19 protein-coding genes are annotated in these 14,261 nt (G+C 40.4%); 1 reads left to right on the top strand and 18 read right to left on the bottom strand.

Features of this window, described 5'->3' with window-relative positions; genetic code table 11:
- Positions 1-16: 16 nt before the first annotated feature.
- The 5 genes from AAGS61_RS01795 to AAGS61_RS01775 form a co-directional block, all read right to left on the bottom strand.
- Positions 17-979: an XkdQ/YqbQ family protein gene (locus AAGS61_RS01795; protein WP_391366679.1), complete on the bottom strand. Its 963-nt coding sequence runs from the start codon at positions 977-979 to the stop codon at positions 17-19.
- Entirely contained in the window at positions 972-1,658 is a 687-nt protein-coding gene (locus tag AAGS61_RS01790; RefSeq protein WP_391366677.1) for a LysM peptidoglycan-binding domain-containing protein, read from the bottom strand. Before AAGS61_RS01790 ends, AAGS61_RS01795 begins: the two co-directional genes overlap by 8 nt.
- A complete protein-coding gene (locus AAGS61_RS01785) occupies positions 1,651-3,924 on the bottom strand; it encodes a tape measure protein (protein ID WP_391366675.1) in 2,274 nt (757 codons plus the stop codon). The genes AAGS61_RS01790 and AAGS61_RS01785 overlap by 8 nt, the downstream gene beginning before the upstream one ends.
- A gap of 56 nt (positions 3,925-3,980) precedes the next feature.
- On the bottom strand, positions 3,981-4,325 hold the full coding sequence (locus tag AAGS61_RS01780) for a hypothetical protein (RefSeq protein WP_391366673.1): 345 nt from the start codon (positions 4,323-4,325) through the stop codon (positions 3,981-3,983).
- 252 nt (positions 4,326-4,577) lie between these two features.
- Complete coding sequence (locus tag AAGS61_RS01775; RefSeq protein WP_391366671.1) at positions 4,578-5,009, bottom strand: phage tail assembly chaperone; 432 nt, start codon at positions 5,007-5,009, stop codon at positions 4,578-4,580.
- A 78-nt stretch (positions 5,010-5,087) separates the two neighbouring features.
- Between AAGS61_RS01775 and AAGS61_RS01770 the strand changes: the two genes are divergently transcribed.
- Positions 5,088-5,357, top strand: coding sequence for a hypothetical protein (locus AAGS61_RS01770; RefSeq protein WP_391366669.1), 270 nt, complete (start codon positions 5,088-5,090; stop codon positions 5,355-5,357).
- Here AAGS61_RS01770 and AAGS61_RS01765 read toward each other — a convergent pair.
- The 13 genes from AAGS61_RS01765 to AAGS61_RS01705 all read right to left on the bottom strand — a co-directional run bounded on the left by AAGS61_RS01765 (position 5,341) and on the right by AAGS61_RS01705 (position 14,248).
- Entirely contained in the window at positions 5,341-5,568 is a 228-nt protein-coding gene (locus AAGS61_RS01765) for a hypothetical protein (protein ID WP_391366668.1), read from the bottom strand. The genes AAGS61_RS01770 and AAGS61_RS01765 overlap by 17 nt on opposite strands.
- A 63-nt stretch (positions 5,569-5,631) precedes the next feature.
- Positions 5,632-6,102, bottom strand: a complete 471-nt coding sequence (locus tag AAGS61_RS01760; protein ID WP_391366666.1) for a phage tail tube protein — start codon at positions 6,100-6,102, stop codon at positions 5,632-5,634.
- 14 nt (positions 6,103-6,116) lie between these two features.
- Entirely contained in the window at positions 6,117-7,439 is a 1,323-nt protein-coding gene (locus AAGS61_RS01755; RefSeq protein WP_391366664.1) for a phage tail sheath family protein, read from the bottom strand.
- Positions 7,439-7,663, bottom strand: a complete 225-nt coding sequence (locus tag AAGS61_RS01750; RefSeq protein WP_391366662.1) for a hypothetical protein — start codon at positions 7,661-7,663, stop codon at positions 7,439-7,441. Before AAGS61_RS01750 ends, AAGS61_RS01755 begins: the two co-directional genes overlap by 1 nt.
- Positions 7,647-8,093: a phage tail terminator family protein gene (locus tag AAGS61_RS01745; RefSeq protein ID WP_391366661.1), complete on the bottom strand. Its 447-nt coding sequence runs from the start codon at positions 8,091-8,093 to the stop codon at positions 7,647-7,649. Before AAGS61_RS01745 ends, AAGS61_RS01750 begins: the two co-directional genes overlap by 17 nt.
- Entirely contained in the window at positions 8,083-8,574 is a 492-nt protein-coding gene (locus AAGS61_RS01740; protein WP_391366660.1) for an HK97 gp10 family phage protein, read from the bottom strand. The genes AAGS61_RS01745 and AAGS61_RS01740 overlap by 11 nt, the downstream gene beginning before the upstream one ends.
- Complete coding sequence (locus tag AAGS61_RS01735) at positions 8,574-8,936, bottom strand: hypothetical protein (protein WP_391366658.1); 363 nt, start codon at positions 8,934-8,936, stop codon at positions 8,574-8,576. The genes AAGS61_RS01740 and AAGS61_RS01735 overlap by 1 nt, the downstream gene beginning before the upstream one ends.
- Positions 8,930-9,325, bottom strand: a complete 396-nt coding sequence (locus AAGS61_RS01730; protein ID WP_391366656.1) for a hypothetical protein — start codon at positions 9,323-9,325, stop codon at positions 8,930-8,932. The genes AAGS61_RS01735 and AAGS61_RS01730 overlap by 7 nt, the downstream gene beginning before the upstream one ends.
- Before the next feature lie 11 nt (positions 9,326-9,336).
- Positions 9,337-9,633: a hypothetical protein gene (locus tag AAGS61_RS01725; protein ID WP_391366655.1), complete on the bottom strand. Its 297-nt coding sequence runs from the start codon at positions 9,631-9,633 to the stop codon at positions 9,337-9,339.
- Between the two features lie 12 nt (positions 9,634-9,645).
- Entirely contained in the window at positions 9,646-10,599 is a 954-nt protein-coding gene (locus AAGS61_RS01720) for a major capsid protein (RefSeq protein WP_391366653.1), read from the bottom strand.
- A 24-nt stretch (positions 10,600-10,623) separates the two neighbouring features.
- Complete coding sequence (locus AAGS61_RS01715) at positions 10,624-11,211, bottom strand: phage scaffolding protein (protein ID WP_391366651.1); 588 nt, start codon at positions 11,209-11,211, stop codon at positions 10,624-10,626.
- Between the two features lie 353 nt (positions 11,212-11,564).
- A complete protein-coding gene (locus tag AAGS61_RS01710; protein ID WP_391366649.1) occupies positions 11,565-12,620 on the bottom strand; it encodes a minor capsid protein in 1,056 nt (351 codons plus the stop codon).
- A 113-nt stretch (positions 12,621-12,733) separates the two neighbouring features.
- A complete protein-coding gene (locus AAGS61_RS01705; protein ID WP_391366647.1) occupies positions 12,734-14,248 on the bottom strand; it encodes a phage portal protein in 1,515 nt (504 codons plus the stop codon).
- Between the last annotated feature and the right edge of the window lie 13 nt (positions 14,249-14,261).

Below are 14,261 nucleotides of genomic sequence, written 5' to 3'. Positions count from 1 at the left end.
TAAAAAATCCTCCATACTACGCAACGAAATCACCACCAATCAGTTTTAAATCCATTCGATGATCTGATTCATAAAACCAATGCTTCGCCGATTCTGCCATCATAAAATTAGCCACGGTTAAATCACCAAGGTACATCTTGACACCGAGAGTAGAACCGCCTCGTACTCGTGTATCACCGAATACTTTATTGATGTGTAATTTACGTGTTTTTTGATTGTAAAGTGCTAGTAGCGCATTGGCTTTCACTTGTCCGTTTTCACCTTCATCGAGCGTATCTGTGTACTGCAATATGCCCCAATCGTTTATGTTTTTACCATCTTGCGCAATAAAGATTTCACGTTTGCCGGACTCTTTATTTTCACGAGCTAATTTAATTTTGTTATATGTGTTTTCGTCAATAGATGTGGTGTATTCAAAAGTTTCACCACTTTCCTCATCGACTAAAATATCTAGCTTCAACGTTTTAACATCCTGCAAACATAACTTGCCGTAATCGTCATATAGAACATACATCACACCGGTATTCTTCGTCGTAATGGAAAGTGCATTATCCATAATGGTAAAGAGCTCTGCGTTATCCTCTATACGAGACGAAATAATGTGTTTTGTATCAGCAATTTTCCCACCTTGCAACTTAAAGTCAGCAATGAGCATTTGTAAAACTTGGGCTGCTGTTTTACCTTCATAGTTATACGTGTCCTTATTTTTGAAATAACGTAACTGATCATAAGCCGTGACAGAAATAATGCGATTGTTTGTACGCTTTTTAATAAAAATAAAACCAAAAAAGATCTTCTTACCATCATAATCAAAGCGGACGGCATCCCCTTCATGGAAGCCTAATTCTTCATCTTTTATGACATCAAAGGTCAATTTACCTGGTGCTCCTTTTCGATGTGTCTCCCATATAATCGGCTCCTGTATGGCACATTCAAAAGTACGGCCTTTTGACAGTATATATAGCTTACTTTTAGCCAAGCTTTATCACCTGCCCTACTTTCAAGAGATTAGGATTTGATAGATTATTGAGTTTGGCTAACTCGGTATATTTGGAGCCATCGCCCAAATGTCTCTTGGCAATTGCCCATAGTGTTTCACCTTCTTTGACAGTGTGCGTTTTCGGTGTCTGCTTGCCTGTTGTGGGGCGTTGCTTTTCCACCGTGACCTTTTTTTGATTAGCATTTGCATTGGACTTGTTAGAAGTGCTAGCTGGGCTTGATTTGACGTTTAATTTTTTGGTGCCAAAAGGACGGAACTGTTTTAACCGAATACTCACCTTCACGTCGAAGCCTTCCTCTGCATCCTCATCCATTTGATAATCTTCCAGTGATACTGTCATATTCGTATCGAATAATAAAGAGCCATCCGGTTTCATTCGATTCACGATGAACTGAAATGGCTCTTGTGATGTTTTGAGTTTCTCTAGCTTCTCTAAGTAATGGGTAGCAGGCTGAAAACCATTCGGATAAACAGCAAACGGATATTGTGCGTTCGGGAGCAATGCCTCAAACTCAATATCCGTTAGACCTGGCTTTTTTAAAATGTTCACTTCACCATCATTCATGAGCGTAATGGTTTCATTTTTATTCTTAATACTTGTACTCATCGCTCCAGGAGCGACAGGTAGTTGCACATCATCGATAAAAAAGTTATACATCTATGTCGCCTCCTTCTGCTAATATTTCAGCAGCTTCTTCCGCTTTTTCCGTAATGAGATTAACAATACCATCGATGTCCATCTCATTGTTGATGTAGTTTTCATTTTTCATATCAATTTTGATTTCAGCTGTTGTGTAGCGGTTGATGGATTCACGTTCGGCAAGGTCACGTAGATATTTCAATTCATCGACTGTACCTTCCATTGACTTCGCCATTTTAGCGGTATTACCTGCTGTTTGCTTTGCTGCAGGGCTGTCTTCTCCAGCTCCACCAACAGCACTTGAGTCAGGCATGTTGATACTATTTGCGATATCCTCCCAAGATGTACTTGCACCTGTATCCTTTTCATCGCTGAATAAATTCGCACCCCATGTATATCCGGTATCCCAAGCGGCCCCCACATTCTTCATGTCCATTTTGGGAGCTTCCCAATAACCTTCGGGAGCTTCTCCAACCCAGTCGTCTAATGCACCTTTTATGTTCTCTAAGTCGCTCGTCACAGATGTTCGGTAAGTAAATTCCGTACCTTTACCTAAGCCGATAGAGGATGCAATATCAGCAGGTAGCAAGTCGATAAACCAATTCCACGCTTTAATAGCCCCATTAACGGCTGATATTATCGCATTCACGAAACTTGTTGCGAAAGAATCCCACCCTCTGGTCATCGCGGCCGCTTGATCAAGTACGTTACTCGCTAAATTGTAAAATAACTTTTTAACGGCATACATAGGATGATTCCACACATTTACGAAAAATTCAGCAATAGCCGCAAAAATATTCCACAAAAACGCTATACGGTTATAGATATACGTTACTAACACCATGAACGCCCCTGCAATAATTCCAGTTGCGCTAATAGAAGTACCTGCGAAATGATTGATAGCACCAACAGCTAAATAGATGACACCAATAAAGGCTATAATGGCAAGGATTATCCATGTAATTGGACATGCATAGAGTGCTGCATTCAATCCATATTGCGCGGCAGTTTGAGCTAAAGTAGCACCGGACGCCATATAAGCTGCCGCCGCTTGCCCTGCTGTCCTTATCGCTAAGATACTCTGCCATGCAGCCGTAACTATTGCTGCTCCTTTTAAAACTAATAGTGCCCATAGATATGCAGTTATAGCAGCTGTAGCTGTTCCTATAATAGGGGCAATCAACGACCAATTATCATACACAAAAGCACCTACGGAAGTCATCATATCGAATGCAACAGCGATATATGATGCAAGAGTATATAATGATTGTCTAGCGCTCGCAAAAAACTCTTTAAAGCGATCACTATTTGCTACATCGCTAATGCCTGTAAGTACTTCACTGAAAGCCCTCTGTGCATCGTTTTTTAAATTTGTCCAAATTTGCGACCACGTAGTAGGCATAGAGTTAAATTTATTGTTAATATCATCTGATGCTGCAAACATCGCATTTTTTACAACGTCTGCTGTCAATTGACCTTCAGACGCCATTTCACGAATACGACCAATTGGTACATCTAAATAATCTGCAATGGTATGGATAACATTTGGTGCTTGTTCGAAGATGCTGTTAAGTTCCTCACCACGTAACACACCACTTGCTAAGGCTTGTGACAATTGTATAGTCGCATTACTCGCTTCTGTTGCGTTCGCACCAGCTATACCAAATTGCTTTTGAATCAACTCTGAGAAAGCTACAACTTCTGAAACACTACTGAAAGAATCACCAGCATTTGAACCAATTCGAGAAACTAACGCCGACATATCTTTTACAGATGAATATGAGCGTTGTGCGGCATCAAAAATCATTTGCTGTGCCGTTTCTAAGTTACTTATATTACCTAATTTTAAATCCGCTAATAATACTTGTGGCGGTAAAACAGGCATATCATCCACCAATAATTGCACACGCGCTTTTAAATCTGTAGTTTCATCTGATAAACGGATAACATCCCCGACGGCTTGCAGTGACATATAGGTCCCGACAATAGCTAATAATTTACTTAACATGGCATTCGCAGCGCTGGTACCTTCACGAATGGAACTATTAAATCTATCTTGTTGTTGGCCCGCTTCTCGAATTTGTATCTCAATCTCATTAAAAGCCGTTTCAGCACGGGCTAATTCACGTCTTGCAATCTCGATAGTAGATACATCAATTGCATTACCACTAGCTCTTTCTAAATGCTCAAAGCTACTAATTGTCGATTGCATAGCTACATTCATCGCACGAAACGCTTGTGATAAATTATCCTGAATTTGAATTGCCGTTCTAATCGTTGCCATTAAAATCCTCCTTTCTTGCATAATAAAAGCACTCAAATTAATGAGTGCTTACAGGCTTAAAACATTTTTTGAATAAATGTTTTATAAATTTTTTCATCAATCTCTATTAAACTTCTTTTTCCATCATTAAATTCTAAAGCAATAACATGGATACCTTTAGTTTTTGCGGTTAATCCAGCTAATAAACCTACTGGGCCAAGTAATGCACCACCAACTAAACCTCGTGCAATACCTGATGCCGCACTTTTCCGATGTTCTTCTGTGATAATTTCGTAATTGATGACATTTGCTTTTGTTAATTCAAGTGGGGGTTGTTTAGGGTTGGAATAAATTCCGGGTGTTACAAAACCCATAATTGGACACCCCTCATAATCACCAGCAATCACTTTATTTTGTGCCATTTTTATCCCTCCTCATACATAAATATACATAATTAAGGAAGGACAAACCACATTACCTTTTTTGCTTACCTTTTTTACCACTCTTCCGCTTAGCTTCTTTTTCTGCTTTTTCATCAGCTTCCTTTTTTAACTGAACTGCTGCAATAACAAAAGCTTTTTCCCACTTTGGTAATGAATCATATTCCGACGGCCACTTATGAAATTTATGCAAACAATAGTAAGCAATATTTGCATCATAGTCGCCGTCACTAATTAGTTTTTTGCTTCTTCTACCGCCTCATCCATGCCAACGTCAAAGCCATTCGCATTTTGTACAATTTTAAGATATTCAGCATATTCGCCAGGTAATAGCATCTTTTTAAGAAGAGCTTCAGCACCCATCACACCATATGAATTCTGTAACTCAATGCTATTTAAATCCGGAAATACAGTACACTCAACTGCTAAACTAGCTAAATAACCATCGTAATCTGTTGTGGGCTGGAATACATTTTTCTTACCTGGAACTGGTAAACGTTTAGTATGTTGTTTACGTAATGCTTCATCACGGTCTGACGATACTGCTCCTACCTGCCATTTCATTGGTTCTTTGGTTTGTGGATCAACAAATCGCTTTGATACAACATGTTCTTCCACTTCAATTTTAATTGCGTTTTGCGATAAAAAAGCTGTTAAGTTAGTCATATTTTCCACCTGTCCTTTTCTTATTTAGAATAAACCTCACTGACTGTACAATTTTTACAGAAAGTGAGGTGATAAATTATGAATAAATTCGAAAAACACTTACTGCAGTTGGCTTTTGAAAATTTCCTTAAGAATGGTAGTTCTTATACGGAATTTCTACCAATAAACATTGAAGATGCGATATATTATTCGGATGCCATTGAATACTTAGAAGAAAGCGAACATGTAATATCACATGTCAATAACTTTGCTAACGGTCCAGTTAATCCTTTAAACGGCGACACCCTTATTTGTTATGAATTAACCGAACAAGGTGTAGAATTTGCGAAGTCTACATTGGTTCCCTAATTTCTAAAGGAAAAGATAATGTAATAGTGCATCTAGGTCCTTCTTTATAAAAAAGTATTTCTTCTAAGTGATTTTGTAATTCAGACGGGGTAGTCGTTTGTAGTTCTTTAAGCAACAATTCGCATGCAAGTATTTTTACTTCTGCGGTTGTTGCTTTTAAATAGGTCGCTTCCATTACCCCATCTATTACATTCCTTATATTCATCTCCATTCGACCACCCCTTCAAATTCCAGTTATCACAAAAGGCTGCCGAAAATCCGGCAACCTCATTTTTTATTCCATTTCCGCTAGAATAGCGAACTTTTCAGGAAGCTCGAACGATTCGAACGTAAAGTCTAAGTTATCTTCTAAATATTCAGCATCAGCATCTAATAAAGCGACGATACCACCATCGATATTACAATCTTTTAGAATGGTCGTTTGACGCCCTACTGTTGAAGAACCATCCTCATTCGTCACTTGGATATCGAAATAAACGTCCTCACCAGTTTCTTGATAACGATAAAGTAGTTCACGGAAAATGGATGTATTGTAATAAAACGTCGCTGATCCTGTTCCCTCTGTCCCGACAGATTTATTCCCTTTACTGATGCGTCCCATGATAGGTACTTGTGTTTTTGATTTGTCTACTCGCGCCTCTAAATTGATTAATTGCGCAAACAAAAAGCGTCGTCCTTCAATCGTTACATACGCTTGACCTTGAGCACCATGAATGGCTTCACGTGCATGCATTGTTGGATTCATCTATTGCCCCTCCTTTACGCTACCTCGGTAGTGATATAAAGTTGTGACATTGCCACTGTAGGTGTTACAACTTCACTCACGAGTACAGCTTTTTTCGCTAGACCTTGACCAACTTGGAGCTCATCCTTATTGTAATTTTGGATTGCTCGTATACGTTGCATTTCTGTACGATGAGCACTGATATCATTCCATAAAGAAACACGGCCATCTTGGTCATTTGGCACTTTACCTAAATAACGATTGTTAAAGAGTTGAGCCGTATCGATAGCAATTTGATCTAAAACACGAATGACTTGATTCATGTTGAAATCTTCATTTTTATCAACAGTAAATGAAGTAAATGTGTTCACATCCTCAAGCACTCGCACTTCCTCACCTACACGATGGAATACAAATTTTCCGCCTTTTAATAAAGCTGTCAGTTGCGATTGTGTCCTCGTTTCGCTCATATCAAGCTTAAATTCACCATCGTATTTCTTGTTCGTATTGGACTTATTCACGGCCACTCCAGCCTGTGCACCAGTAGTCCAATAAACTGCCCCAAACACTTCTTCATCCGCACCGATTGCATCGTTTTGTACGTCAATAACACCCTCATGGTCAACAGCACCTAGCTTATAACCAACCAATTGGAATTTAGCACCGACTTGATCACGCAAACGCTTTGTGTATTCCACATACAGAGATTTAATTAAGCTGTCTGAGGATAAACAACCTAACGTGTTAAATCCGTAAGCTTCTAATGCATCTAGCGCCTCTTGGTGCGCTCCACCTGTAATAGCAGAACCGTTTGAGCCTCCGATTAATGGTGTACCAGCTGTAACCGTTAATGTGGCATCAGGCTTAAATACGACAAAATCATTTACTACTAAATCAGCAGCCGTAGCAACAGCCGTTTGCTCATCGACTAGTACATTAGCAATTAGTGTTTGTACATCGAACTTAGTGGGTTCATCCACATTTGCTTGAATCACGATTGTAATATCGTTCCCACGAATCCCTTTGTATTTTGCTGTAGCATATGTGTTAGAAGCAGCTACAGCATCCACAGCAAGCTTGTAGAAAAATACTGTAATCGCATTTTTAAATACATCACGAATGCCTTTTAGCTTTGGATCCGTATAGTCATAACCAAAGATTTTACGTGAATCCTTTTGTAAATCTTCCTGTGTTACAGCAAATACATCGCCATCTACGCCCCAATCTAACGGAATGGGTAAGCCGACATAGCCACGGTCTGATAGGTTGACGAATGCGCGAGCAGCACTAATAAAGTTGTGATAAGTGCCAGGTAATACTTTGTTTTGTGTTAAAAATGGACCTCCACCTAATGCCATTATTTTTTACCTCCTTCATCGAACTGTTTTAAAATCTTGTCCACCTGAGCGAACGTATATTGCTCATCCTCTTTAAGTAATGCATTCAATGCATCACGACGATGAATGTATTTACGACTTGTAACCAGTTGAGATTTATTAAATTTAGGTAGCTTGGATGTGATAACCTCACCTACTTTTTCTGCATCCACTAGCTCGACTTTCGACTCAATCTCTTTCGCCAACTGATACCACCCTTTCTTTGTTTAAATAATGGTCTAATGAACCCATGAATACTTTCTCTTCGATTTCTTGTAAGAAGAAATTGAAATGAACGAAATTATGAGCAACACCCTCTACTACCTCACTGTTTGATCCTGTACCTAGCATCAACGAGCCGTTTAACAGCGTTATTTCTTTCAATGCTTGTTGTACTTTCAATGTGTGATTAGCAGCATCTGTCGCACTGCCATTGGGGAAGTACTGCACGTTGAATAATGTCGTCACTTTCCATCGTTTGCCGATTTGTTTCTTTTGCTCTAGATTCAAAAATTGAATGAAAAAAGCAGGAGTCGTAAACCCCTGCGGTATTTCATCCATATATTTTTTATAGTTACTACCGAACGCTTCATGTAGCTTCCGTGAAATAGCAACCATGATATCGTTAATTTCCATCGAAAGCCTCCCTTAGCAATCGCATAAGCTTTTTCTCTAAAATAGCTGGCGCTGCACGTTCAACTTCATCAGCTGAAATGGTCATCATAAATCGACCATTTACCCAGCCTTTGTGGTCACGGGTACGATGGCCGTATTCAACGTAACTCGCGTAATCCATACTGTTGCTTACAGTAATTTCATAAACATCGCCTTTTTGAGTAACTTCTAAACCATTTGCGAAACCTGAAGCGCCACCGATTCTGTTAGTTCGGACATTCCCTTTTCCATCTTCTGTCCAGTGCTTTTTACCAGCAGTCCAAGCATTCCTTAAAGTACCTTCTTTAACTGGAGTGCGCTTAATAACCTTCGCTAATAAACGTGCTGCTAATTCCTTTGCGGCATCTTCGCAAAACTTATCAAATCCGGCACGCTCAAGCCGTTCCATCTTTCGCTGCATGCGTTGTAGTTGGCGAAAATCAACTCTTCCCCATCTAACCATCAAGAGTACCTCTCAAATAACTCAAGCACGATTTCTTGATGGTCCATAAACACGCCGGGCTCGCCTGATCGCGTGTATTCACCCGTCACATTGTTTTGAGTAACGATGATTTTACATCCGGCTGGTATTTCGTACTCATTTCCAAGTGACAATTTAATTTGCTTTGTAATCATTGCTGGTCCACCAGTGGATGATGCACTAGTGAGTTTTTCATGGGATAGTTTGCATTTAATATTTTCATGAATAGTGACCTCGCCATGTGTTGTAACGTGAGTGATTGGGTCCTCGACTTCTTGCCATGCAATAACGGTACATTTGCCACGCCATAGCTTTTCAAGTGCTTTACGACGAGCGCTTACCATGTCAACACCCGATACTTTACGAAATCTACTTCGTTGTGTTGCAGATAAGTGATAAAAGCATTAAAACGTGCTTCAGGTGTTGATTTTGCATCAACAGCAAATTCAACATCTGTGTCGCCGTCTTTAACACGTTTCGCCACCTCTTCGAAATTGAGTGTATCTACACTAAGCAAACCCATGGATTTTTTAGTAAACAAAAATTCCCCAACGGCCATATCGATCGCGACATGTTCTAACCCTTGAGGAATTGCATCTAAATTTGTTTGGTTTTTGATATGATCAGTCGTTTTATTTACTGCAAAAGTAAGCAAATAATCATCTGTAGACGTTGGTTCATTAGATAAAGTGACACCTAATGCAACCAAACGTTCTTTTACTTTTTCGAGCATGCAATCACACCCTATTCTGCTTTTTGAGCCTCTTCGATTTTCTTGATAATCCCTTCCTCAGTGGAAGCCTTACCAATATCGATGCCGCGCTCCTGGGCATAAGCTTTTAATTCCTCAATAGTTTTCCCTTCAAATGGATTAACAAGTGGTGGATCAGCCGGATGCATTTCATCCTTCTCCACTGTGTAACCTTTTGAAGCGAACCATTTAATTAAATGCTCATTATCCGTTTCACCTATACCATTCACAAATGATACTGTAGCAGATACCCCCGTATATTTTTTATTAGGTGCATAAATTTTAGCCATGGATTTCTCTCCTTACTTCACCTTGATTTTACGCATTACACCCGCGGCTTTGGTAGCCTTTAACGCAACGCCCGCAACCATCTCAACCTCACCTTTTTTCACAGCTCCGGCTGTTTTAAAATCTGGTAGCCATGTATTAACAGGCGACTGATTTGCCATTGAAATACCGTGGAAACCGTCTAAGCCTAAACGAGCGGCATATAGTGACGTATGACCATCTATGTCAACTCCTACGACATCTGTATTTGAGCCTGGTTTAGCACCAAAATCAACTAACGGAATGCCATTGTAGTACTCAACATTCACACCAAAATCATTTTTCGTAATTTGGTATGCTCCTGCACGGCGAGCTGCTGCGCGGATTTTTGCAATCAACTTCAAGTTACCACCGATGAAATCAGGCTTACCATCAAGCCCCATTAAGAATTCATCAAGCTCATCCAAGAAACGAGAATAGTTCGTGTCAACTAATGCTGAAGTAGACAAGTCGATAGCCACCGCTGGGTCGTATTCAGTAGACGAACCAGTTAGTGCTTTATCCAATCCATCAAAACAATTTGCGTCAACAGCTGTGTCACCGTTAATAACAGTGTCATTGAATAATGCAGAAGCCGCTTTGATTTTTTGTTGCATTTGTAATGTTGTTTCACTCACGATACCGCCCATATTAGCGATAATACGGTCAATCTCGAAAGAACCACCGAATACTGCTAAATCAGTCGTGATACGTTCCTTTTGTACTTCGCCAGGTGTATACTCACTATTCACCGCGCGGAATCCAGCAGTTGGCTGTGTCTTTAAACGAGTATAGCCATATGTTAATGTTGCACCGCCACCAGTTGGTGTAACAACATCATCGAATGTTAAATTATCAAAAAGAAATGAGCTCTTACGGAACTCATCAATTACACCCATTTGTAAATCATCCTGTACATTTAATTTTGCTTGCGCTAATGTTACTGCCATGTGAAATTACCTTCTTCCTTAAGTTTATTCGCCCTTGCTGAAAAAAGCGGCTACAGCATCACCTAGGGACTTTGGCTGTGCGTTCGGTTGCCCTGCACCACCGTCACCGGCAGGAGGAACAAAACCTCTTAAATTTGTTTGTTGCTGCTGTGTTTCCTTTTCAGGCACAAATAAAAACGACTTCGATTCTTTCAAAGTCGTTAACTGATCGTCAAGACCACCTTTAATAGCGCCCTTGTCATCTAATTCAATTTTCGCTTTGTCTAGCAAGCCTGCTACAATATCAACATCTTGTACCTTACCAGCTAAAGATAATTTAACAGCCGCGCTTAAACGCTCTTCCTGTAACTGCTGTTCATATTGCTCCTTAGCTTGTTGCTGGGCTTCCTGGAGCTTTGTAATTTCGGCTTGCAATGTTTCATGACCTTTCGCCTTGTCCTGCAAATCCTTTAACTGTGCATCATGCGTTTCAATTTGCTTTTCAAGTGCCTTTTTTGCATTGTTTACCTCATCAAAGCGTGTCTTTGGAATAACAACACCTTGTGCCTCTAACAGCTGCTGAGCTTGTTCCTCTGTATAGCCCATCGATAATAAAATTTCTTTCGTTAACATGTGCATCCTCCTTCGACTTTAACGTGCAACGGCACGATTGAATGTTTGCTCCATTCGCTTTTTACGCCTGTTTGAGCTTTTGGCGGAAAGTATTTCATATATAAGGCAATCGTATGGCAAAAAGAAAAAGCCACTCAAATCAATGAGTGACTTTTTCAACTATTTTACGTCTGCTATCGCTGTACTTGCGATAACTATAACCTTTTCTGTTGGAACCGTAAGTAAGACTTCTCCACTTTCATTATAAAGATAGTAAACCTCATCCCTTACGTCCATTCCTGTAACATCTTTTACCTTTAACGCTTTAAGATTCCGTACATGTACTAGATAATCCATATTATACCATATTCTACTTACGCAACAAAACGCTCATACCATTCTGGATATTTAATTTTGCTATCAATATAATAAATTTTGCCGTTATGATCTCTGGCCGCGCGCTGACTGTAATCATCGTCATCAAAGTATGGCGCGGTCGTCGTCCGGCAATAAGGGTGAAACGGATTCGCTGTAATGCCTGGCTCAAAATCGCTCATTTTGAATACTTTCCCGTCCATAGATTGGCATATGTCACTGGTCTTGCTGTCCAATGTGGCAATAATTTCGTACTGCTCAACATTGAGCTCTCCAAATGCGGCCTTTTGCGCGGCAGCACTAAAGAAGGAGGATTCCGTCATGACCAAACGGCGCACTTGATTTTTAGAAGCGGTCGAGCCAAGCTTTTGATGCACCGCACTCACAATCTTTTCTGGTCCTATGCCGCGCGCAACAGATTGTCCTAGCTCCTTGTGTAACGTGTCAATTAGCAAGCCACGATCACGCCAAAGTTTGGAGCTGAAAGTCAGGTTATCTGCTGTCCAAGGCTTACTAATCACTTGCGTTAACAGCCTTTCATCGAGCTTCTGTAACGTAAAACCAACACCAAAAGCACGCTGCACTTCAAAAGCTGTATGATAGTATTGGGACTGATAACTCTCTTTCATGAACCGCTCAAAGCCTTTAATATGCCCGTCATACAACTTTTCAATGTGCTGCTGTATTTGTATCTGTAGGGACTCTAATCGGCTAATATGAACCCGCGCGGAAGCATTTTCAAGCTGTTTCATCCACTGCTGATTCATCGCGTTCTTTTGGCCATAATCAATGTATTCTTCTACTGTCCAACGAAACTCGCGCAGCTCGTCAGATTTCAACAAACGTTTAGCCTTATCTAGTGTAATTTCGTTATTGTCAGCGAACCGCGCATACCACTTTAGAATATCCTTCTCAAGCTCAGCCATCGTTTTAATGTATATCTTCTCAAGTTCAGCATAATAAAAAACGGAACGGCGGTGCTGGGCATCTTCTAATAGCTCAAATCGTTTGCGCCAATAATTGCGCGGCTGCTTTGTCCCTTTCTCCTTAGTCATTGAACTCATCCTCTATTTCATTCATGACCTCACAAATTTCTTCACAAAACCGCGCGGCATCCTTTGCTCGGGATTCATTAATGACATATGGCTTCTTACAATATTCACAAATATTATTCACCATCTTCATCACCATCTTTTCCCTGCTGCTTTTGCTTAAATGTATCATCGTAATTGTCATGCATGTTAAGCGCGGCCTGTTCTTCCTGCTTTTTGCGCTTAAGTTCCAACTGTACATCCTTCACATACGGGTGCTGGGCAATGCGTGTTTCCTCAGATAAATACGTTGATTTATCTAAGCCCTCAATAACCTCTGTTTCATTGATTAATACATCACGATTAAAGATGATATCTACTTGCTCACCTTCAAAGTCACCTAGTCCCTTATTAGCAAAATCCTGATTGACGAACCATAACAAGTCCTCAAATGCGGCTTGATATTCCGTTTCGATTGCATTAGCGTCTAAATCAATATCCAAATACATTGATTGAATATTCATCTGATTCATGTTGCCGCCCATGCGCTCGTCCTTCATATCTACACCTTTGCCATTTTCAATAATAGCCCGCTTGAACAATTTCAAAATGGACTCATAATTATCTTTGTTTACGGTAATTTCAAGTGTACGGACATCACCGCGGCTACCCTCATCTGAACGTACTTTTACCGCGCCAAATTTTGCAAGATTATGACGGAACTCACCTAAGTTTTGCCCATCATAATTTTCTAGTACGATAATGGTATTATGCGTGTCCTCGTCCATATGGTTCTCGAAATTTGAAAGAATTTTATTGTATGCGTCCTGAAGGTTTTTCACGCGCTTAATTAATGGGATAACTTTGTGATTGTATTTGAAAGGAATGAGCGGCAGACGCTCCCAATTCAAATAATCCACCTGTAGCTCTTCACCGGCATAGGACTCCAATGTTAAATAATACGAACGAGCCTCTGCTGGAATAAGCGCATTATTTACCCATTCGTAATGATCGATACCGTCTAGCTGATAATGCTCTACCTTGGTCACAATCTTTTCTTTCGTTCCCTGCGGCTCGACAATATTGTAAATACGCATAGCCGACTTCACACTAGTCTTATCGCCATCCTCCCAAAAAGGTAGAATCTCATGCGCAGGGAACCGCTTAAACGCGAGCTGGCCTTTCTCATCATAATAGGGATGCAGCCAAGCAAGCCCTTGATTTAACGAAGCTTCACCTACATTACGCAATAAACGATGAAAACGCTTGTTTAGCACCTGCTTGAGCGCGGCATGATATTGCTCGTTTTGCGTTTCTACCGTCAATGGTTTGGCGAGTAAATAGTTCACCTTTTGGTCTACTAACATCGCATATTGATTATCGACGCGGCGGTTATTCGGTAAATGCTCGGCTTGCACTTGCATGCCATTCGGTCCGATAACTGTACGCTCACGCTTCAAAATATCATGCTCACCCTCATAGTAAGCCTCACCCAGTAACATCCATTTACGCTCATCTGATTTTAAAAATCGTAAAACCGCGCGCTCAAGTGCTTTCAAATCATCCGTAGCCATTGGCGTGTGCTGGGATATTAATTGATTTAACTTATCTGTCTCTGTCGTATTGCCCTGAAACGGGAAATAACCTGTCATGCATGTTCACACC

The organism is Lysinibacillus sp. KU-BSD001, assembly GCF_042920265.1.
Lineage (GTDB): Bacteria > Bacillota > Bacilli > Bacillales_A > Planococcaceae > Lysinibacillus_B.
Note: the sequence above shows the minus strand (reverse complement) of the source record. Positions and strands in the feature narration are given on the sequence as shown.

Coding starts and splice junctions, on each gene's coding strand:
- AAGS61_RS01790 (WP_391366677.1), bottom strand. CDS start 1,658: ATGTATAACTTTTTTATCGATGATGTGCAACTACCTGTCGCTCCTGGA.
- AAGS61_RS01785 (WP_391366675.1), bottom strand. CDS start 3,924: ATGGCAACGATTAGAACGGCAATTCAAATTCAGGATAATTTATCACAA.
- AAGS61_RS01780 (WP_391366673.1), bottom strand. CDS start 4,325: ATGGCACAAAATAAAGTGATTGCTGGTGATTATGAGGGGTGTCCAATT.
- AAGS61_RS01775 (WP_391366671.1), bottom strand. CDS start 5,009: ATGACTAACTTAACAGCTTTTTTATCGCAAAACGCAATTAAAATTGAA.
- AAGS61_RS01770 (WP_391366669.1), top strand. CDS start 5,088: ATGAATAAATTCGAAAAACACTTACTGCAGTTGGCTTTTGAAAATTTC.
- AAGS61_RS01765 (WP_391366668.1), bottom strand. CDS start 5,568: ATGGAGATGAATATAAGGAATGTAATAGATGGGGTAATGGAAGCGACC.
- AAGS61_RS01760 (WP_391366666.1), bottom strand. CDS start 6,102: ATGAATCCAACAATGCATGCACGTGAAGCCATTCATGGTGCTCAAGGT.
- AAGS61_RS01755 (WP_391366664.1), bottom strand. CDS start 7,439: ATGGCATTAGGTGGAGGTCCATTTTTAACACAAAACAAAGTATTACCT.
- AAGS61_RS01745 (WP_391366661.1), bottom strand. CDS start 8,093: ATGGAAATTAACGATATCATGGTTGCTATTTCACGGAAGCTACATGAA.
- AAGS61_RS01740 (WP_391366660.1), bottom strand. CDS start 8,574: ATGGTTAGATGGGGAAGAGTTGATTTTCGCCAACTACAACGCATGCAG.
- AAGS61_RS01735 (WP_391366658.1), bottom strand. CDS start 8,936: ATGGTAAGCGCTCGTCGTAAAGCACTTGAAAAGCTATGGCGTGGCAAA.
- AAGS61_RS01730 (WP_391366656.1), bottom strand. CDS start 9,325: ATGCTCGAAAAAGTAAAAGAACGTTTGGTTGCATTAGGTGTCACTTTA.
- AAGS61_RS01725 (WP_391366655.1), bottom strand. CDS start 9,633: ATGGCTAAAATTTATGCACCTAATAAAAAATATACGGGGGTATCTGCT.
- AAGS61_RS01720 (WP_391366653.1), bottom strand. CDS start 10,599: ATGGCAGTAACATTAGCGCAAGCAAAATTAAATGTACAGGATGATTTA.
- AAGS61_RS01715 (WP_391366651.1), bottom strand. CDS start 11,211: ATGTTAACGAAAGAAATTTTATTATCGATGGGCTATACAGAGGAACAA.
- AAGS61_RS01710 (WP_391366649.1), bottom strand. CDS start 12,620: ATGACTAAGGAGAAAGGGACAAAGCAGCCGCGCAATTATTGGCGCAAA.
- AAGS61_RS01705 (WP_391366647.1), bottom strand. CDS start 14,248: ATGACAGGTTATTTCCCGTTTCAGGGCAATACGACAGAGACAGATAAG.